General features: G+C 57.7%; 19 protein-coding genes, 1 tRNA gene and 1 pseudogene. 6 read left to right on the top strand and 15 right to left on the bottom strand.

Features of this window, described 5'->3' with window-relative positions:
* Positions 1 to 190 precede the first annotated feature (190 nt).
* Together ELB75_RS13075 and metK are read left to right on the top strand one after the other, a co-directional pair.
* On the top strand, positions 191 to 313 hold the full coding sequence (locus ELB75_RS13075; protein WP_277600820.1) for a hypothetical protein: 123 nt from the start codon (positions 191 to 193) through the stop codon (positions 311 to 313).
* A gap of 49 nt (positions 314 to 362) precedes the next feature.
* Positions 363 to 1,532 carry a methionine adenosyltransferase gene (gene metK / locus ELB75_RS11295; protein WP_126983979.1) on the top strand — a complete coding sequence of 390 codons (1,170 nt, stop codon included), beginning with the start codon at positions 363 to 365 and terminating at the stop codon, positions 1,530 to 1,532.
* Between the two features lie 256 nt (positions 1,533 to 1,788).
* Here metK and ELB75_RS11285 read toward each other — a convergent pair whose 3' ends face one another.
* The 6 genes from ELB75_RS11285 to ELB75_RS11260 form a co-directional block, all read right to left on the bottom strand.
* Positions 1,789 to 2,400: a hypothetical protein gene (locus ELB75_RS11285; RefSeq protein WP_126983978.1), complete on the bottom strand. Its 612-nt coding sequence runs from the start codon at positions 2,398 to 2,400 to the stop codon at positions 1,789 to 1,791.
* Positions 2,401 to 2,561: 161 nt separating this feature from the next.
* Complete coding sequence (locus tag ELB75_RS11280; RefSeq protein WP_126983977.1) at positions 2,562 to 3,152, bottom strand: NAD(P)H-dependent oxidoreductase; 591 nt, start codon at positions 3,150 to 3,152, stop codon at positions 2,562 to 2,564.
* 105 nt (positions 3,153 to 3,257) lie between these two features.
* Positions 3,258 to 3,806 (bottom strand): hypothetical protein, encoded by a 549-nt coding sequence (locus ELB75_RS11275; RefSeq protein ID WP_126983976.1) that lies wholly within the window; start codon positions 3,804 to 3,806, stop codon positions 3,258 to 3,260.
* A 125-nt stretch (positions 3,807 to 3,931) separates the two neighbouring features.
* Positions 3,932 to 4,441: a hypothetical protein gene (locus tag ELB75_RS11270; protein ID WP_126983975.1), complete on the bottom strand. Its 510-nt coding sequence runs from the start codon at positions 4,439 to 4,441 to the stop codon at positions 3,932 to 3,934.
* Positions 4,442 to 4,530: 89 nt separating this feature from the next.
* The gene (gene thrS / locus ELB75_RS11265) at positions 4,531 to 6,450 is read right to left on the bottom strand and encodes a threonine--tRNA ligase (protein WP_126983974.1); all 1,920 of its coding nucleotides are present in this window, start codon (positions 6,448 to 6,450) and stop codon (positions 4,531 to 4,533) included.
* Between the two features lie 360 nt (positions 6,451 to 6,810).
* Positions 6,811 to 6,887 (bottom strand) — tRNA-Val (locus ELB75_RS11260).
* 211 nt (positions 6,888 to 7,098) lie between these two features.
* On the opposite strand from ELB75_RS11260, the gene tgt reads away from it, so the two are divergent.
* Both tgt and ELB75_RS11250 read left to right on the top strand, forming a co-directional pair.
* Positions 7,099 to 8,214: a tRNA guanosine(34) transglycosylase Tgt gene (gene tgt, locus ELB75_RS11255; RefSeq protein ID WP_126983973.1), complete on the top strand. Its 1,116-nt coding sequence runs from the start codon at positions 7,099 to 7,101 to the stop codon at positions 8,212 to 8,214.
* 106 nt (positions 8,215 to 8,320) lie between these two features.
* On the top strand, positions 8,321 to 8,698 hold the full coding sequence (locus tag ELB75_RS11250) for a hypothetical protein (RefSeq protein WP_126983972.1): 378 nt from the start codon (positions 8,321 to 8,323) through the stop codon (positions 8,696 to 8,698).
* A 189-nt stretch (positions 8,699 to 8,887) separates the two neighbouring features.
* Here the strand turns inward: ELB75_RS11250 and guaA are convergent, their stop codons facing one another.
* The 6 genes from guaA to ELB75_RS11220 all read right to left on the bottom strand — a co-directional run bounded on the left by guaA (position 8,888) and on the right by ELB75_RS11220 (position 14,139).
* Complete coding sequence (guaA, locus tag ELB75_RS11245) at positions 8,888 to 10,456, bottom strand: glutamine-hydrolyzing GMP synthase (RefSeq protein ID WP_126983971.1); 1,569 nt, start codon at positions 10,454 to 10,456, stop codon at positions 8,888 to 8,890.
* Between the two features lie 327 nt (positions 10,457 to 10,783).
* Positions 10,784 to 11,575, bottom strand: coding sequence for an indole-3-glycerol phosphate synthase TrpC (trpC, locus tag ELB75_RS11240; RefSeq protein ID WP_126983970.1), 792 nt, complete (start codon positions 11,573 to 11,575; stop codon positions 10,784 to 10,786).
* Complete coding sequence (locus ELB75_RS11235; RefSeq protein ID WP_126983969.1) at positions 11,572 to 12,108, bottom strand: RNA pyrophosphohydrolase; 537 nt, start codon at positions 12,106 to 12,108, stop codon at positions 11,572 to 11,574. The genes trpC and ELB75_RS11235 overlap by 4 nt, the downstream gene beginning before the upstream one ends.
* Positions 12,109 to 12,319: 211 nt before the next feature.
* Complete coding sequence (gene xerD / locus ELB75_RS11230; protein ID WP_126983968.1) at positions 12,320 to 13,225, bottom strand: site-specific tyrosine recombinase XerD; 906 nt, start codon at positions 13,223 to 13,225, stop codon at positions 12,320 to 12,322.
* Positions 13,219 to 13,680 (bottom strand): methylated-DNA--[protein]-cysteine S-methyltransferase, encoded by a 462-nt coding sequence (locus ELB75_RS11225; RefSeq protein ID WP_126983967.1) that lies wholly within the window; start codon positions 13,678 to 13,680, stop codon positions 13,219 to 13,221. Before ELB75_RS11225 ends, xerD begins: the two co-directional genes overlap by 7 nt.
* 12 nt (positions 13,681 to 13,692) lie before the next feature.
* Positions 13,693 to 14,139, bottom strand: a complete 447-nt coding sequence (locus tag ELB75_RS11220; RefSeq protein ID WP_126983966.1) for a peroxiredoxin — start codon at positions 14,137 to 14,139, stop codon at positions 13,693 to 13,695.
* A 148-nt stretch (positions 14,140 to 14,287) separates the two neighbouring features.
* On the opposite strand from ELB75_RS11220, the gene ELB75_RS11215 reads away from it, so the two are divergent.
* Positions 14,288 to 14,911, top strand: a complete 624-nt coding sequence (locus tag ELB75_RS11215; protein WP_126983965.1) for an NAD(P)H-dependent oxidoreductase — start codon at positions 14,288 to 14,290, stop codon at positions 14,909 to 14,911.
* A gap of 4 nt (positions 14,912 to 14,915) precedes the next feature.
* Positions 14,916 to 15,467 carry a nitroreductase family protein gene (locus tag ELB75_RS11210; RefSeq protein ID WP_126983964.1) on the top strand — a complete coding sequence of 184 codons (552 nt, stop codon included), beginning with the start codon at positions 14,916 to 14,918 and terminating at the stop codon, positions 15,465 to 15,467.
* 9 nt (positions 15,468 to 15,476) lie between these two features.
* On the opposite strand, the pseudogene ELB75_RS13295 reads toward ELB75_RS11210, so the two are convergent.
* The 3 genes and pseudogenes from ELB75_RS13295 to ELB75_RS11200 form a co-directional block, all read right to left on the bottom strand.
* Positions 15,477 to 15,586, bottom strand: a pseudogene (locus ELB75_RS13295) (IS5/IS1182 family transposase); the annotation flags it as partial.
* A 210-nt stretch (positions 15,587 to 15,796) separates the two neighbouring features.
* Positions 15,797 to 16,357 carry a hypoxanthine-guanine phosphoribosyltransferase gene (locus ELB75_RS11205; RefSeq protein ID WP_126983963.1) on the bottom strand — a complete coding sequence of 187 codons (561 nt, stop codon included), beginning with the start codon at positions 16,355 to 16,357 and terminating at the stop codon, positions 15,797 to 15,799.
* Between the two features lie 101 nt (positions 16,358 to 16,458).
* Positions 16,459 to 16,893, bottom strand: coding sequence for a hypothetical protein (locus tag ELB75_RS11200; protein WP_126983962.1), 435 nt, complete (start codon positions 16,891 to 16,893; stop codon positions 16,459 to 16,461).
* Positions 16,894 to 16,933: the final 40 nt, after the last annotated feature.

Raw genomic sequence — 16,933 nt, 5'->3', positions numbered from 1 at the left:
CAACGCTGTTGATTTACACGCTAGGAAACGTTGGGCAGGGTGGTGTTGTTATGCCGATGTTTGGTTTTATCCGCCGCTATGAATTTTCAGGTAGCCTTCTTCCCGCTGAGGCCACCTGAAACCCATCCCGCCGCTTGCCGCTGCAAGCGGGATTTGTTATCATCTGCCGCGCATTAAGAGTTGGGAATCCATGCCAACCTGCCCGCCGCAAACGGCGCGTAAGGTGGACGGCCGAGAGGCCGATGTGGCTCGTCTGAATCAGGCCGGGCAATATCTCTTCCCGCTTAGTGCGGGATTTTTTATTGCCCGCTGAGCCCTCCTTGCTAAGCCGCAAGGTTTATCTATTATCCGAAAGACATATCATGAGCGAATACCTCTTCACCTCCGAATCCGTATCCGAAGGCCATCCCGACAAAGTGGCCGACCAAGTATCCGACGCCATCCTCGATGCCGTCCTCGCCCAAGACCCCAAAGCCCGCGTGGCGGCCGAAACGCTGGTGAACACCGGCCTGTGCGTGCTGGCCGGCGAAATCACCACCACCGCGCACGTGGACTACATCAAAGTCGCCCGCGAAACCATTGCCAAAATCGGCTACAACGCCTCCGAACTCGGCTTTGATGCCAACGGCTGCGCGGTGGGCGTGTATTACGACCAGCAATCGCCCGACATCGCCCAAGGCGTGAACGAAGGCGAAGGCCTCGACCTGAACCAAGGCGCGGGCGACCAAGGCCTGATGTTTGGCTACGCCTGCGACGAAACCCCCACCCTGATGCCCTTTGCCATTTATTACAGCCACCGCCTGATGCAGCGCCAGAGCGAAGTGCGCAAAAGCGGTCAACTGCCCTGGCTGCGCCCCGATGCCAAAGCGCAGCTGACCGTGGTTTACGACAGCGAAACCGGCAAAGTGAAACGCATCGACACCGTGGTGCTCTCCACCCAGCACAATCCCGAAATCAGCCACGAAGAGCTGAGCAAAGCCGTGATTGAGCACATCATCAAACCCGTGCTGCCGCCCGAAATGCTTACCGCCGACACCAAATACCTCATCAACCCCACCGGCCGCTTCGTGATTGGCGGGCCGCAGGGCGACTGCGGGCTCACCGGCCGCAAAATCATTGTCGATACATACGGCGGCGCAGCCCCGCACGGCGGCGGCGCATTCTCCGGCAAAGACCCGAGCAAAGTAGACCGCTCCGCTGCCTATGCCTGCCGCTATGTGGCGAAAAACATCGTGGCCGCCGGTTTGGCGACCCAATGCCAAATCCAAGTGTCTTACGCCATCGGCATTGCCGAGCCCACTTCCATCGCCATCGACACCTTCGGCACGGGCAAAATCAGCGAAGACAAACTCATCACCATCGTGCGCGAACATTTCGACCTGCGCCCGAAAGGCATCGTGCAGATGCTCGATCTGCTGCGCCCGATTTACAGCAAATCCGCTGCCTACGGCCACTTCGGCCGCGAAGAGCCCGAGTTCACTTGGGAGCGCACCGATAAGGCCGCAGCTTTGAAAGCGGCAGCAGGTTTGTAATCCCGTTTGGCAAATAGATGAGAGGCTACCTGAAAGTTTCAGGTAGCCTCAAACTACGTGGGCAACATTGCCTCCTGCGGCTGTTATTCCAGATTTACGCCTTCGCTTTCCATTTTGGCCTGCAGTGCCGCCAGCTTTTTCTGCGGGTCGAGCAGCGGATTGCGGATGTAGTCCAACAGTTCGCGGGCGGCATCTTAATCCAGCCTGTCCGCAGCGGCAGTTCTGATTTGGCCCGGCCGCGCCGTTTGAATCGCATTCAATCTGGAAATTCTGTTCGGATGGTACACAAAAGCCGTGCTACGAGCAATGCACTGCTGCCGGCAATTACCCACATCCACCATATCAAAGAAGACATGGTACCGTATCGGCAATTATGCAAGTCATATAGCGTCCCACCCCAGCCGTGCTGCACAAACAGTGTTTCCCACCAGCCCCATAATGAGGGCAGTAACGATGCTGTCAAACAGCGGTATCCCCCCGTAAGGATGGTGCAGAGCATGGATATGCCTGCATACAGCGCAGCCAGTTTGCCAAATACCCAAGCACCATGCCAACGGTTCTGCCATGTCAAAACAGTGGGGGTCAGCAAGGCAATCGGCATCAGGAAAACCAGCCATATGTTGATGAATAGGCGGATTTCGCCAATGTGGGGGTTGTATTCCGAGGTGTGCGATGCGATGGCCAACTTGCTGTACAGCGCGGGACAAAACAGGTACACCGCTGCCGCTGCCCATAAAATTGCCAAAAATTTCTGCAGGCTGCCTGCCCTAGGCAGTGCGCCCCATGCTTTCCAAATACTAAATAGCGAGAGGGCAAGCGACAGAACGAATAATATGCCGATAAGAATTGCTGTCATTAATGCCGTCATACAGACTTTCTCTCCAATTGTGTTGCGTAGCTGCTTTTTAGTTGGGGCTAATCTACGTCAGCCCCTTAACAAAAGCAGAACAAAACGGCGAGCCGCAGGCAGTAAGGCAAGGGATATATTTCAGGTAGCCTCAAACTGCGTGGGCAACATTCCTGCGGCTGTTATTCCAGCTTTACGCCTTCGCTTTCCATTTTGGCCTGCAGTGCCGCCAGCTTTTTCTGCGGGTCGAGCAGCGGATTGCGGATGTAGTCCAGCAGTGCATCGGCAGAAGCGCGAACGGCTTCGCTATCGGCCACCACTGCGCCGTGGAAAATAAACGGCGGCAGGAAAACGGTTTGCAGCAAGGAGGCAGTTTGCACCAAGGGTTTCAAAAACTCGCTCATGGAAAAGCGGTTATAGCCGCCTGCTTGGTAGGAGTCTGCCGGGCCGCCGGTGGAAATGGCCGACAGCCACTCTTTGCCTGCCAGCGCGTTGCCGCCCGGGCCGTATGCCCAGCCGTAGGTCAGTACATCATCGAGCCATTGCTTCATCAGCGGTGGGGTGGCGTACCAATAGAATGGGTGTTGGAACACCAAGCGGTCGTGTTCGGCCAAAGCCCGTTGTTCGGCGGCTACGTCGATTTTGCCGTCGGGATAGAGTGCGTACAGATTGCGCAGGGTAATGCCCGGCTGGTTGGCAAGACGATCCGCCCAAGCGCGGTTTACAACAGAACGTTCAAGATGAGGATGGAACAGATTAACCAAAACTTTCATGACAAGACTCCTTGGTAAGAACGCGGTTTATCAAATTTGCGGTGTTTCAGGTAGCCTCTTTGATGTGCGGGCAGAATGGTTGAAGAACCTTCCATGCCTACTTATTTAATTGGGTTTCTTTTCCCTAAGCTCTAAAAATGCATCAAACTTCGCAAACTCCGGCACTTGGATAAGGTTCTCCGCCCGTATCATCAATCTACCCTCTTGGCGGACAAATCCGGAGTGAACGGAGAAAATGAAATCGCCGTTTTCCTCTGTGGAGAAATCAGCCACAACCGTGTCTTTCCCATAAAGCAAGCCGGGATTGCCCGCTGTTTGCACCTCATACTTCACCACAAAAGGCGTATGCCTGGCCTGATAAAATAAATTGTCTATCTCTTCTTTTGAAAGATGTGTTCCGGTTTTCGGCTTCAACCTCACCGTGAGCGCAAACAAGCCATGGTGCGGAATCGGTACATCTTTTATCGTCTGTTGATAGCCTACTTGCTGCGTACTGAACGGCACAGAAACCAGCGGCGTGGTATCCACCTCTCTATTCATATCGCTGATATAGTTGCCAACAAACGGGATAATTGCCACAGTAGCAACCATACCGATGAGTGCAAACACTATCAACACCGCCAGTGCGATCCTCTTCCAGCGCTTCTGCCCCATTTCTCTTCCTCTAAAATGACTGTCTGAAAGAATGTTCAGGTAGCCTCATGCAGCCCTAGGCTACCTGAAAAATTGTCCGCCTTCCAGCTTCCATTTGTAGGTTGCCGATTAATCTTTAGGCAACCTTACGGCCTTTCAATCGTCAAACTGCACTGTTGCGGCGTTTTGCACTGCCAGCCGCCTCGTCCTGTCTGTTCGTAGCGGGGGTTCTGCCTTCCGCAATCGTACATCAGCACATCCGGCTTGGGGCGCAGCGGCGTGCAGTGCCACAACTCCGGGGCATCCGCGCGGTGCACTTTCACATACAGCTCCGCTTGATGGCGTTCATACAGGCTGCCGCCGCCCGTGCTGCCGTTCAACATCAGCCGCTCTCCCAATTCGTGATACGGCTGCGCGCCGCTGTGGCTCAGGGCAATGCGCGTGCCGCCGCCCGAATTCGACGAAGACAGCGCAAAACCGCTGTTCAACGGCACCGTCCACCGCTCATCCAAATGGAGAAACGGCAACTCCACTTCCGCATAATAACCCTGCCCCTGCACGGCTTCCGGCAGGTATAGCTCATGCTTCACCAGCGGCGGCTCTCCACTGCGGCAGGCAGATAAAAACAGCAATGCTGCCGCTAAATATATCTTCATCGCTCTTCCTTCCACATTCTGATATGGGCAAAAGCAGCCTGCACACTGAAAATCCAAGTGCAGGCTGCCTGAAAACCATCAAACCGAAATCAGACTTTCCCAATCGTGTCCGCAATCTCTTTTTGCAGCAGCGCGATAAAATCTTCCACTTTCAGGCTGCCCAAATCTTCCGCTTTGCGGCGCACGGCGACTTGGCCGTTTTCCATTTCCTTGTCGCCCACCACGATTTGGTAGGGGTAGCGGTATTGGCTGTTGTCGCGGATTTTGTAGCCGATTTTTTCGTTGCGCAAATCTGCTTCGGCGCGGAAGCCGGCGGCTTTGAGTTTTTTCACCACTTCGCGGCAGTAATCGGCCTGTTTTTCGGTAATGTTCATCACCACCATCTGCACGGGCGCGAGCCACAGTGGGAAGGAGCCGGCGTGCTCTTCAATCAGGATGCCGATGAAGCGTTCCAGCGAGCCCAAAATGGCGCGGTGCAGCATCACGGGGCGTTTTTTGCTGTTGTCTTCGGCCACGTATTCCGCGTCCAAGCGTTCGGGCAGCACGAAGTCGAGCTGGATGGTGCCGCATTGCCAAGAGCGGCCGAGCGCATCTTTGATGTGGTATTCCACTTTCGGGCCGTAGAACGCGCCTTCGCCGGGCAATTCCTGCCATTCAACGCCGCAGGCGGTGAGCGCGTCGCGCAGGCCTTGTTCGGCCTTGTCCCAAATTTCGTCCGAACCGGCGCGCTGTTCGGGGCGCAGCGAGAGTTTGACGCTGACGTGTTCAAAGCCGAACTGCTGATAAATTTTCATCACCAACAAGTTGAATTTGCGGGTTTCTTCGGCAATCTGGTCTTCGGTGCAGAAGATGTGCGCGTCGTCCTGCACGAAGCCGCGCACGCGCATCAGGCCGTGCAGCGCGCCGGAAGGTTCGTTGCGGTGGCACGAGCCGAATTCCGCCAAACGCATGGGCAGGTCGCGGTAGGAGCGCAGCGTGTTGTTGAAAATCTGCACGTGGCCGGGGCAGTTCATCGGTTTCACGGCGTATTCGCGTTTTTCGGAGGCGGTGAGGAACATATTGTCTTTGTAGTTCGCCCAGTGGCCGGATTTTTCCCAAAACGTTTTGTCCATGATTTGCGGCGTTTTCACTTCGCGGTAGCCCGCTGCGTCCAATTCGCGGCGCATGTGCTGTTCGATGACCTGCCACAGCGTCCAGCCGCGCGGATGCCAGAACACCATGCCGGGGGCTTCGTCCTGCAGGTGGAACAGGTCGAGCTGGCGGCCGAGTTTGCGGTGGTCGCGTTTTTCGGCTTCTTCAATGCGCGTGATGTAGGCCTTCAGTTCGTCTTTGCTGGCCCATGCCGTGCCGTAAATGCGTTGCAGCTGTTCGTTGTTGCTGTCGCCGCGCCAGTATGCGCCGGACATTTTGGTCAGCTTGAAGTTCTTTAAAAACCGTGTGTTGGGCACGTGCGGGCCGCGGCACATGTCCACATATTCCTGATGGAAATACATGCCCATTTCGGTAACTTCGGGCATGTCGTCCACCAGCCGCAGTTTGTAGTCTTCGCCGCGCTGTTTGAAAATTTCAATCACTTCGGCGCGCGGCAGCATTTTTTTAATCACATCGTAATCTTGGTTGATGAGCTGCTTCATGCGCTCTTCAATCGACTTCATGTCTTCGGGCGTGAACGGTTTTTCGGCGGCGATGTCGTAATAAAAGCCGTCTTCAATCACCGGGCCGATGACCATTTTCGCATTAGGGAACAACTGCTTGACGGCGTGTCCCACCAAGTGCGCGCAGGAATGGCGGATGATTTCCACGCCTTCCGGGTCTTTCGGCGTGATGATTTGCACGGTGGCATCTTCACTAATCGGGTCGCAGGCATCGCGCAATACGCCGTTCACTTTGCCGGCCACGGTGGCTTTGGCCAGTCCGGAGCCGATGGAAGCGGCGATTTGGGCAACGGTGACGGGGGATTCGTATTGGCGGATGCTGCCGTCGGGCAGGGTGATGTTGATTTGGGACATGATGGTTTGTCTTTCTTTGAAATGGATAAACGGATGAATGGTTTGGGTTTCAGGTAGCCTTTATTGTTGCATTAGGCGAAACCGAAAAAGTAAAACAGCAGGAACAGGCCGGCCAATGCTATGGCGGCCAATGCGGCCAGTGTGAGCAATAGCGCAAGCGCGGGAGGTAAACGGCGCATATGGCGGGTTCCTTACAGCGGTTTGACCGGATTTTCAGGTAGCCTTAACAGCAATCCAAAAGGCTACCTGAAACAATGTTTTTGAAGGAAACGGAATGGCTACGAAGTTAAAACTATAGCGGGCGGCCAAACAAAAAAGAACAACTGAAGTTCCCAGAAACCCCTGTTGTTCCACGAATTCTGGTAGGCACGATTGGATTCGAACCAACGACCCCCACCATGTCAAGGTGATGCTCTAACCAACTGAGCTACGTGCCTGTTTAAGGGGCAGCATTATACTGTTTTCCCACCCCCCGCGCAAAGAAAGCGCAGGGCCGGCGGCGGTTTGCCATATCGCCGGAGTAATCATTTTTCCCGCTAGGCATCGGGCGGCAGACAGTATGGTCAAGACGGCAAGGCGGGCTGATGCAGTAGGAAGAAAGAAGTGCTTTAGCTATAATCGCCGGATTATTTATAACGTTTTATTCCCATGCTCAACTTCACCCTGCACAAAAAAGACGGCTACGCCCGCCGCGGCACGCTCGAACTCAACCACGGCACCATCGAAACCCCCGTGTTCATGCCCGTCGGCACCTACGGCTCGGTCAAAGCCATGACCCCGCAAAACCTGCACGACATCAACGCCCAAATCATCCTCGGCAACACCTATCATCTCTGGCTGCGCCCCGGCCTCGAAGTTATCGAACAATTCGGCGGCCTGCACGACTTTATTGGCTGGAACAAACCCATTCTCACCGACTCCGGCGGCTTCCAAGTGTTTTCGCTGTCCAACATGCGCAAACTCACCGAAGACGGCTGCACCTTCAAAAGCCCGATTAACGGCGACAAACTCTTCCTCTCGCCCGAAATCTCCATGAAAATCCAAACCGTGCTCAATTCCGACATCGTCATGCAGCTCGACGAATGCACGCCCGGCGAAGCCACGCACGAGCAGGCGAGGAAATCTCTGCAAATGAGCCTGCGCTGGGCCGAACGCAGCAAAAAAGCCTTTGAGGACCTGAACAACCCCAACGCCCTGTTCGGCATCATCCAAGGCGCGATGTACGAAGATTTGCGCGAAGAAAGCCTGCGCGGGCTGGAAGGCATCGGCTTCAAAGGCATCGCCATCGGCGGCCTCTCCGTGGGCGAACCCAAGCCCGAAATGTACCGCATGCTCCGCGCGCTCGCCCCCATGCTACCCGAACACAAACCGCATTACCTGATGGGCGTCGGCACACCCGAAGATTTGGTGTATGGCGTGGCGCACGGCGTGGACATGTTCGACTGCGTCATGCCCACCCGCAACGCCCGCAACGGCTGGCTGTTCACCCGCTTCGGCGACCTCAAAATCCGCAACGCCAAGCACCGCCACGACAAACGTCCGCTGGACGAATCCTGCACCTGCTACGCCTGCCAAAACTTCAGCCGCAGCTACCTGCACCACTTGGACAAAGTCGGCGAAATCCTCGGCGCGCAACTGTGCACCATCCACAACCTGCATTTTTATCAAGTCATCATGGCCGAAATGCGCGAAGCCATTGAGCAAGGCAGATTCGCCGACTGGCAGGCGCAGTTCTATGAAAATCGGGCAAAAGGCACGGATTAAACTGTGAAAGGTTACCTGAAAAATTTCAGGTAGCCGTACTTGTATTGCAGGCTACCTGAAACATCAACACCATCATTCAACACCCAACCACCGGGAGGAATGCTCTATGCTCTCCAAACAAACCTTCGCTGCCTTCTGCCTCGGTGCAATCGCCGCCGTTGCCGCGCTGTTCCTGCTGTCCGCACAATATTCCGACTACCGACGCACCGCTGAAATGAAACAGGAAATCCAAATGCTTGCCCCGTTGCAGGAACAGTTAGCCGCCGAATTGGCCGACGGCGGCATCAAAAGCAGCCTGCACACCGTTCGGCAGGCCTATCCGAGCGTGTATGCCGTGAGCCGCGACGGCTGGATTCTGCTGCGCACGCCGCGCTTTGGGCAGGAAGTGGTGCTGATTCCGCAGGCGGAGGGCAAAAACATCCGCTGGACGGCGCATTACAACGATACGGACAAGGCAATCAACGGCAAGGCCTTGTGTTTTTGAATGGGGATTTTTCAGGTAGCCTCAAGCATAGACAAAATATAGTGGATTAACAAAAATCAGGACAAGGCGGCGAGCCGCAGACAGTACACACGTTACGGCAAGGCGAGCCAACGCTGTACTGGTTTTTGTTAATTCACTATAAAGCCCTGCCATTATCCGGCAGGGCTTTACTTATGCTGCAATCCTAGTTTATTCCCACTCAATCGTGGCGGGCGGTTTGCCGCTCACGTCGTACACCACGCGGTTGATGCCGCGTACTTCGTTGATGATGCGGTTGGACACTTTGCCCAAGAGCGCGTAGGGCAGTTCCGCCCAGTGTGCGGTCATGAAGTCGCTGGTGATGACGGCGCGCAGGGCGACCACGTAGTCGTAAGTTCGCCCGTCGCCCATCACGCCCACGGATTTCACGGGCAGGAACACGGCAAACGCCTGGCTGGTGAGGTCGTACCAAGAGGTGCCGTTTTCGTCGGTGCGGTTACGCAGTTCCTGAATGAAAATGTCGTCTGCCTGGCGCAGCAGGTCGGCGTATTCGCGCTTCACTTCGCCCAGAATCCGCACGCCCAAGCCGGGGCCGGGGAAGGGGTGGCGGTACACCATTTCGCGCGGCAGGCCGAGCGCCACGCCCAGTTCGCGCACTTCGTCTTTGAACAAATCGCGCAGCGGTTCGAGCAGTTTCAGCTTCATGTTTTCAGGTAGCCCGCCCACGTTGTGGTGCGATTTGATGGCGTGGGCTTTTTTGGTTTTCGCGCCGGCGGATTCAATCACGTCGGGGTAAATCGTGCCTTGCGCCAGCCATTTAGCGTTGGTGAGTTTTTTCTCTTCGGCGTCAAACACTTCAATGAATTCTGCGCCGATGATTTTGCGTTTTTGCTCGGGGTCGGTCACGCCGGCGAGTTTCGCCATAAACTGTTCGCTCGCGTCCACGTGAATCACGCGCACGCCCAAGTTGTCGGCAAACATTTTCATCACGTTTTCGGCTTCGTTCAGGCGCAGCAGGCCGTGGTCGACGAATACGCAGGTGAGCTGGTCGCCGATGGCGCGGTGAATCAGCGCGGCGGCCACGGAGGAGTCTACGCCGCCGGACAAGCCCAAAATCACTTCGTCGCTGCCGACTTGTTCGCGGATTTTGGCCACGGCTTCGTCGATGTAGTTCGGCATGGTCCAGCCGGGCTGTGCGCCGCAGATGTCGAGCACGAAGCGGTTGATGAGGGCGCGGCCTTGTTTGGTGTGGGTCACTTCGGGGTGGAACTGGATGCCGTAGAAGCGGCGTTCGGCGTTTTCCATCATGGCGATGGGGCAGGAGGGCGTGCTGCCGATGGTGCGGAAGTTTTCAGGCAGCCTGCACACTTTGTCGCCGTGGCTCATCCACACGTCCAGCGTGTTCGGCGCGCTGTCTTGAATGCCGCTGGTGAGCGCGCTGTCTTGCGTTTGCACTTGCGCGTAGCCGAATTCGCGCTGGTTGCCTGCCTGCACTTCGCCGCCCAAATGGTGCGCCATAAACTGCATACCGTAGCAGATGCCGAGCACGGGCACGCCCAAATCGAACAGCCCCGTGTCGGCCTGATATTCGCTGTCGTACACGGAATTGGGGCCGCCGGAAAGGATGATGCCTTTCGGATTGAAGGCTTTGATGTCGGCCAGCGGCATGTCGTAGGGGTGCAGCTCGCAATACACATGGGCTTCGCGTACGCGGCGGGCGATGAGCTGGGCGACTTGCGAACCGAAGTCGAGGATGAGGATTTTGTCGGGGCTGGTCATATCAGTATCTCTGTGTGGATTGGGATAGGATTTCTTGTTTCAGGTAGCCTCTGCCCGCTTTGGGCGGAAGTTCAGGCTACCTGAAATATGGGGTTAAACGCGGCAAGGTTGGTCGGCTTAGCGGTAGCGCCGCAGGATGCGCCGAATGGGTGCGGCGCTGCCGATGCAATGCCGCCGTGTCGGCGCCGGTGTCGTAACGGGCGCGCCCGGCTTGCTCTTGCGTACTGTTTTGCCTCCGTGCTCCCCCGGCGGGAGGAAAGCAGGCAAACGAAGCATTGGGATAGGGTTTTCAGGTAGCCTCACCCTCATGGCAGGCTACCTGAAAACTCAAGCAAACAGTTTTTGCACTTCCGCGCCCACATCGTTGGCACGCATGAAGGTTTCGCCGATTAGGAAGCTGTGCACACCGTGGCTGCGCATGAATTGCACGTCTTCGCGGCTACGGATGCCGCTTTCGGTAATCACGATGCGGCCTTCGCCGGTGATTTCGGGCAGCAAATCCAGCGTTTGCTGCAGGCTCACTTCGAAGGTGCGCAGGTTGCGGTTGTTCACGCCGCGCAGCGGGGTGGTGAGGTGGCGGCATTTTTCCAGCTCGTCGGCATGGTGCAGCTCCAACAGCACGGCCATGCCCGATTCGTGGGCGATGCCTTCGAATTCTTCCAGCTGGGTTGGGCTGAGCGCGGCGGCAATCAGCAGCACGGCATCGGCGCCCATGGCGCGGGATTGGTAGATTTGATAGGCGCTCACCATGAAGTCTTTGCGCAACACGGGCAGCGCCACGGCGGCACGGGCGGTTTTCAGGTAGCCTGCCGAGCCTTGGAAGTAGGGTTCGTCGGTGAGCACGGAAAGGCAGGCGGCGCCGGCGGCTTCGTAGGCGCGCGCCAGCTGCTCGGGATGGAAGTCCGGCCGGATCAGCTCCTTGCTGGGGCTGGCTTTTTTGATTTCGGCAATCAGCGCGGCGCGGCCTTGGCCGTGTTGGGCGCACATGGCCTGTACGAAGCCGCGCGGCGGCGGCATATCGGCAGCCCGGGCGCGCAGTTCGGCCAAGGGCAGGGCGGCTTGGGCGGCGGCCACTTCTTGCTGTTTGGTGGCGAGGATGCGGGTGAGGATGTCGCTCATCGGGGGGTGTGCTCCTCGGGCAGGGCGGCATGGCGCCGGTTGAACTGCTCCAGGGTTTCCAGATTGTGCAGGAAGCGCGAAAGCTCCCGCAGGGCGTTGGCGTATACATCTTTTTTAAATTCAATCACTTCGTCGATGGGTGCCCAATAGTCGTGCCAGCGCCAGGCGTCGAATTCCGGCTGGCTGCTGGCGCGCAGGTGCACATCGCTTTCGCGGCCGGTGAGCCGCAGCAGATACCAAATCTGTTTCTGCCCGCGATACGCGCCGCGCCATTGGCGGCGCACCCAGTTGCCGGGCACGTCGTAGCGCAGCCAGTCGCGGGTGCGGCCGAGGATTTTCACGTGGTGCGGCAAAAGGCCGACTTCTTCGGCCAGCTCGCGATACATGGCGGCCTCGGGGCTTTCGCCGGGCTTGATGCCGCCCTGCGGAAATTGCCAGGAATGCTCCTGCACGCGTTTGCCCCAGAACACTTCGTTGCGCTGGTTGGTGATGATGATGCCGACATTGGGGCGATAACCTTCTCTGTCCAACATAATATTTTTCGCCCGATTTGAATAATTTTAAACGTACGGATTTTCCCACAAAACGGCACGGCAGGCTACCTGAAAGCTTTCAGGTAGCCTGCCGCTACATCGCGTGAATGAAAATAAGCAGGCTATTGTGGTGGCTCTTTATGCCGTATGCGTGTATTGCCTGCAGCCTGCCGCTTTGCCCTCATTTCCATTTTAACCCGCGATATCTTGCCTACCCACGCGGATGATGCTGCGCCACCAGCTGTTTGAGCCGCTCGTTGGCCACGTGGGTGTAGATTTGCGTGGTGTTCAGGCTGGCGTGGCCGAGCATCATCTGCACGCTGCGCAGGTCGGCACCGTAGTTCACCAGATGGGTGGCGAAGGCGTGGCGCAGGCCGTGCGGGCTGAGCTCGCTGATGCCTGCTTCTGCGGCGTAACGTTTCACCATCTGCCACACCAACTGGCGGCTGATGCCGCTGCGTTTTTGCCCCACGAATACGAAATCGCACGGGGCGTGCTTGAGCAATTCGCCGCGCGCGGTTTTCAGGTAGCGTTCCAACCAATACACGGCTTCGGCGCCCAGCGGCACGATGCGCTGCTTGTTGCCCTTGCCGATTACGGTAACCACGCCGCGCTGCAAGTCTAAATCCTGCAGCTGCATTTGGGCGGCTTCGGACACGCGCAGTCCGGTGGCATACAGGGTTTCCAACACAGCTTTGTCGCGCAGGCCGAAGATGGTTTCCGTGTCGGGCGCGGCCAGAAGCGCGTCGATTTGCGCTTCGCCGATCAGCGGCGGCAAGGCGCGGCCTTGGCGCGGCGGGCGCAGGTGTTGTGCGGGGTTGTCGCTGCGGCGGTTTTGCAGCTGCAAAAAGCCGTAGAGCTGTTTGACGGCGGAGAGGGCGCGGGCTTGGGAAGCGGGTTTTTCATCCGGGGCGTACACGGCATCGGCCAAGGCATCGGCATCGGCCTGCTGCCAATCCAATCCTTGCGCGTGCAGGCGGCGGGCGATTTTTTCCAAATCGCGCCGGTAGCCGGCCAGGGTGTTGGCGGCGAGGCGGCGGGTGAGGAAGAGCTCGTCCAGCGTTTGCTCGATGGGCTCTTGCCAGGCGGCAGGCAGCGGCTCGGCCGGGTTCACCATGCCACCCCTTCGTGCGCGAGCAGCCAGCGTTTCACCGCCAGGCTGCGTTCGGCATCGCCGCCCATGCTGAAGCCGCCCAGCCCGTTGGCCGAGAGCACGCGGTGGCAGGGAATCAACAGCGGCAGCGGGTTTTTGCCGCAGGCGCCGCCCACGGGGCGCGGATGGCTGTCGATGCGTTTGGCAATCCACTGGTAGCTGCGGGTTTCGCCGAACGGAATCTGGGCAATCTGCGCCCACACGGCCTGCTGAAACGCCGTGCCTGCGGGCGGCACAAACGGCGGCAGCGGGGCAGGGCTACCTGAAAAATAGCTGTCCAGCCATTGTGCCAGCGGGGTGTCGTTGGGCAGTGCGGGCAGGAAGGGCGCGGCGCTGTGGTGCAGCAGGATTTCGGCGGGCAGGCCGTTGTGCAGGCGGCACAGCAGCGTGCCGAAAGGGGCTTGGTAGCAGTATTGCATGGAGGTGTTCTGCTAAGCTGTTTCGCGCAGCGCGTCGAGCACGGCTTGGGCGTGGCCGGCGGCTTTCACTTTGCGCCATTCGCGCGTGATGTGGCCTTGCGCATCCAAAACGAAGGTGCTGCGTTCGATGCCGAATACTTTTTTGCCATACATATTTTTCTCTTTGATGACATCGAACAGGCGGCACACGGTTTCATCTTTATCCGACAAGAGCGGCACTTCCAGCGCGTATTTGCACACGAATTTCTGATGGCTGGCCACGCTGTCGCGCGATACGCCGGCTACCTGAAAACCGAGCGCCTGAAATTCGGGCAAGAGCGCGCTGAATTCCTGCGCTTCGGTGGTGCAGCCGGGTGTGCTGTCTTTGGGATAAAAATACAGCACCAGCGGCAGGTGGTCGGCGGCGGCGAAATCGTTGCCGTTTTGGTCGGGCAGGGTGAAGAGGGGCTTGGCGCTCATTGCGGGCTTTCGGAAGGGTGGGAAACAGGCGCATTATATCGCCAAACGGCGCGGGGCGAGGCTGGCAATTTTTCAGGTAGCCTGAATGCCGGGAGTGTGGTATAAACCCCGGCCGTTATCTGCAGAAACCCCTATCGAGACTTTCCCCATGCAAGAAATATCCGTCATTCTCGCACACCCGTACGGCGGCAGCCTCAATGCCGCTATTGCCCAAACCGTAGCTGCTACGCTGCGCAGCAACGGCTACCAAGTAAACTTCCACGATTTGGATCAGGAAAAATTCAATCCCGTGATGAGCTCGGAAGAATTAGCTGGTGACCACACCAACGACAACCTGCTTAAATGCCATCAGCAGGAAATCATGCGCGCCAACGGCATCATCATCATCCATCCTAACTGGTGGGGGCAGCCACCCGCCATCTTGAAAGGCTGGGTAGACAGGGTACTGCGCCAGCACATCGCCTACACCTTCCCTGAAGGCGATAACGGCGGCGGGCTGCCCATAGGTTTGCTCAAAGCGCAGGCCGCGCTGGTATTCAACACCTCCAATACCCCGGAAGAGCGCGAAAACACCGTATTCGGCGATCCGCTGGAGCGGATTTGGAAGGACTGCGTTTTCGACTTTTGCGGCATTACCTCCTTCAAGCGGCTGATGTTCCGAGTGGTGGCCGACAGCACCGAGCAAGAACGCCAAAGCTGGTTGGCACAAACCGCCGAAACGGTCAGCCGCTACTTCCCACCCATATCAGCCAACATCACACAAGGAAACTAACAATATGAACACCCTGGATTTGCTCACCACCCGCCGCTCGGTGCGCCTCCTCACCGAACCCGCCCCCAACGATGCCCAGCTGGAAATCATCTTGCAGGCTGCCACGCAAGTGCCCGACCACGGCAACCACACGCCGTGGCATTTTGTGGTGGTGCAAAGTGAGGCGGGTTGGCAGGCTTTCCGCCATATTTTGAAGCAGTGTGCCGAAGAAATCGGCGGCGAAGCGGCGCGCAAGGCCGAAGTGCTGGGGCAGATGGCGCCGATGATGATCGGCGTGGTGTCCAAGCCTAAGCTGGACTGCCTCAAGCCGAAGCCGGAGTGGGAACAGATGCTCAGCGCCGGCTGCGCCGCCTATGCCGCCCAACTGGCTGCCAAGGCGCAAGGTTTCGACAATGTGTGGATTACCGGCCTGTGGGTCAACACTGCCGCGCTGCGCGAAGCCTTCGGCTGCGGCGAACACGACAAAATCATCGGCCTGCTGATGATCGGCACGGCGCAGAAAGAGGCCAGCGGCCCGAAAAATACGGATTTGAGCGAGTTGGTCAGCCGCTGGTAATGCGGCCGGTATGTATAGTGAATTAAATTTAAACCAGTACAGCGTTGTCTCGCCTTGCCGTACTATTTGTACTGTCTGCGGCTCGCCGCCTTGTCCTGATTTAAATTTAATTCACTATAGAAAGGCTACCTGAAATTTTCAGGTAGCCTTTTCGTATAGATAGCGGATTAAGGGGAACAGGGGCTAATGCGGCGCATCGGTTTCGCTAATCCGCCGTATTTTGGCCGACGCGGCAGGCGGGGTTGGCCGATTCAGGTTTCTGCCTGCACAAGCCGGAGGCTGCCTGCAGGTTGTTGGGTGCATTCGGGCGGTTGGCGTCCGGCCTTGCGTTATTTCCCGGACAGGGCATAAATCGCGCCGAGGTTGCGCCACATGCCGCCTGCGTCCATGCCGTAGCCGAACACGTAGCGGTCGGGCACGTGGATGCCCACATAGTCGGCGGTGATGGGCTTGGGGCGGTTGATTTTTTTGTTGGCAAACACGGCGGTGCGGCAGGAGGCGGCGCCCATGTCCATCACTTGTTTGTGGATGGCGGCCATGGTGTGGCCTTCGTCCAGGATGTCGTCGAGCACCAAAACGTGGCGGCCTTCTACGCTGTTTTGCGGGGCGCGCAGCCAGTTGAGCTGCACGCTGCCGCTCAGCTCGCTGCCGTAGCGGGAAACGTGCACGTAGTCGAAATCGAGCGGGAAGCGCAACAGGGGCAGCAGCTGGCCGGTGAATACGACTGCGCCGCCCATCACGGGCAGGAGCAGGGGGTATTGTTCGGCCAGATCGGCACTAATCTCTGCGGCCATGCGCTCCAGGGCGGCGCGGCAGGCGGCTTCGTCGAATAGGAGGTCGGCCTCTTCTAGGATGCCGTTAGCTTGCTGGAATCTTTCTTTGATGGTCATGGCGGGAATCCTTGGGCGGGGTAAAGGCTACCTGAAAACGGTGCCTTCTTGCCGTGAAGGCACGGTTTTCTTAAAGCCGGAAATAGCGGATCGGCGGTAGATTATGCCGCATAGTCCTTGATGATAATTTCCACATTGCGGCCTTTGCGCCGGAGCAGGGTTTTACGGCCGTAGATGGAACCGGGATTGGATTCCATGTAGTCTATCTGTACACGGTTTGAACCTTGATGGCGGATGGTTAGCTCAAGCGGGTAGATTTCGTTTTTGCCGTCGCCGTCTTCATCGTACAGGTTGTGGCTGCGGTAGGTGAAATTGCGGGCGGGCAGCTGGCGCGGCATGTGTGGGAAATTGAAACGCAGAATGCGGTCCTCGCTGCGGCTGGTGCTCAGGGCGGCATAGGCTTGGGCGAGGTTGCCGTGGTATATGCAGCGGTAGATGGTGGGCATGCCTTGTTTCATCTGATTGCATTCGAGATTGCCTGCGGCGGCGAAGGGGGAGGCAAGAAGGAGGGAGAGGATTAGGGAGCGGGTACGCATCGGGGTTTTCCTATAATTAGGGTGGGTTGAGAAAGGCTAC

Source organism: Eikenella corrodens (assembly GCF_003990355.1).
GTDB classification, from domain to species: Bacteria; Pseudomonadota; Gammaproteobacteria; order Burkholderiales; family Neisseriaceae; genus Eikenella; species Eikenella corrodens_B.
This window is presented reverse-complemented; position numbering and strand designations above follow the sequence as displayed.

Bases quoted from the DNA above. Each gene is read 5' to 3' on its own strand.
- thrS (WP_126983974.1), bottom strand. From the start codon at position 6,450: ATGTCCCAAATCAACATCACCCTGCCCGACGGCAGCATCCGCCAATAC.
- ELB75_RS11285 (WP_126983978.1), bottom strand. From the start codon at position 2,400: ATGACGGCATTAATGACAGCAATTCTTATCGGCATATTATTCGTTCTG.
- ELB75_RS11225 (WP_126983967.1), bottom strand. From the start codon at position 13,680: ATGCAATACTGCTACCAAGCCCCTTTCGGCACGCTGCTGTGCCGCCTG.
- ELB75_RS11220 (WP_126983966.1), bottom strand. From the start codon at position 14,139: ATGAGCGCCAAGCCCCTCTTCACCCTGCCCGACCAAAACGGCAACGAT.
- ELB75_RS11235 (WP_126983969.1), bottom strand. From the start codon at position 12,108: ATGTTGGACAGAGAAGGTTATCGCCCCAATGTCGGCATCATCATCACC.
- ELB75_RS13075 (WP_277600820.1), top strand. From the start codon at position 191: ATGCCAACCTGCCCGCCGCAAACGGCGCGTAAGGTGGACGGCCGAGAG.
- ELB75_RS11205 (WP_126983963.1), bottom strand. From the start codon at position 16,357: ATGACCATCAAAGAAAGATTCCAGCAAGCTAACGGCATCCTAGAAGAG.
- ELB75_RS11280 (WP_126983977.1), bottom strand. From the start codon at position 3,152: ATGAAAGTTTTGGTTAATCTGTTCCATCCTCATCTTGAACGTTCTGTT.
- guaA (WP_126983971.1), bottom strand. From the start codon at position 10,456: ATGACCAGCCCCGACAAAATCCTCATCCTCGACTTCGGTTCGCAAGTC.
- ELB75_RS11250 (WP_126983972.1), top strand. From the start codon at position 8,321: ATGCTCTCCAAACAAACCTTCGCTGCCTTCTGCCTCGGTGCAATCGCC.
- tgt (WP_126983973.1), top strand. From the start codon at position 7,099: ATGCTCAACTTCACCCTGCACAAAAAAGACGGCTACGCCCGCCGCGGC.
- metK (WP_126983979.1), top strand. From the start codon at position 363: ATGAGCGAATACCTCTTCACCTCCGAATCCGTATCCGAAGGCCATCCC.
- ELB75_RS11270 (WP_126983975.1), bottom strand. From the start codon at position 4,441: ATGAAGATATATTTAGCGGCAGCATTGCTGTTTTTATCTGCCTGCCGC.
- ELB75_RS11200 (WP_126983962.1), bottom strand. From the start codon at position 16,893: ATGCGTACCCGCTCCCTAATCCTCTCCCTCCTTCTTGCCTCCCCCTTC.
- trpC (WP_126983970.1), bottom strand. From the start codon at position 11,575: ATGAGCGACATCCTCACCCGCATCCTCGCCACCAAACAGCAAGAAGTG.
- ELB75_RS11215 (WP_126983965.1), top strand. From the start codon at position 14,288: ATGCAAGAAATATCCGTCATTCTCGCACACCCGTACGGCGGCAGCCTC.
- xerD (WP_126983968.1), bottom strand. From the start codon at position 13,225: ATGGTGAACCCGGCCGAGCCGCTGCCTGCCGCCTGGCAAGAGCCCATC.
- ELB75_RS11210 (WP_126983964.1), top strand. From the start codon at position 14,916: ATGAACACCCTGGATTTGCTCACCACCCGCCGCTCGGTGCGCCTCCTC.
- ELB75_RS11275 (WP_126983976.1), bottom strand. From the start codon at position 3,806: ATGGGGCAGAAGCGCTGGAAGAGGATCGCACTGGCGGTGTTGATAGTG.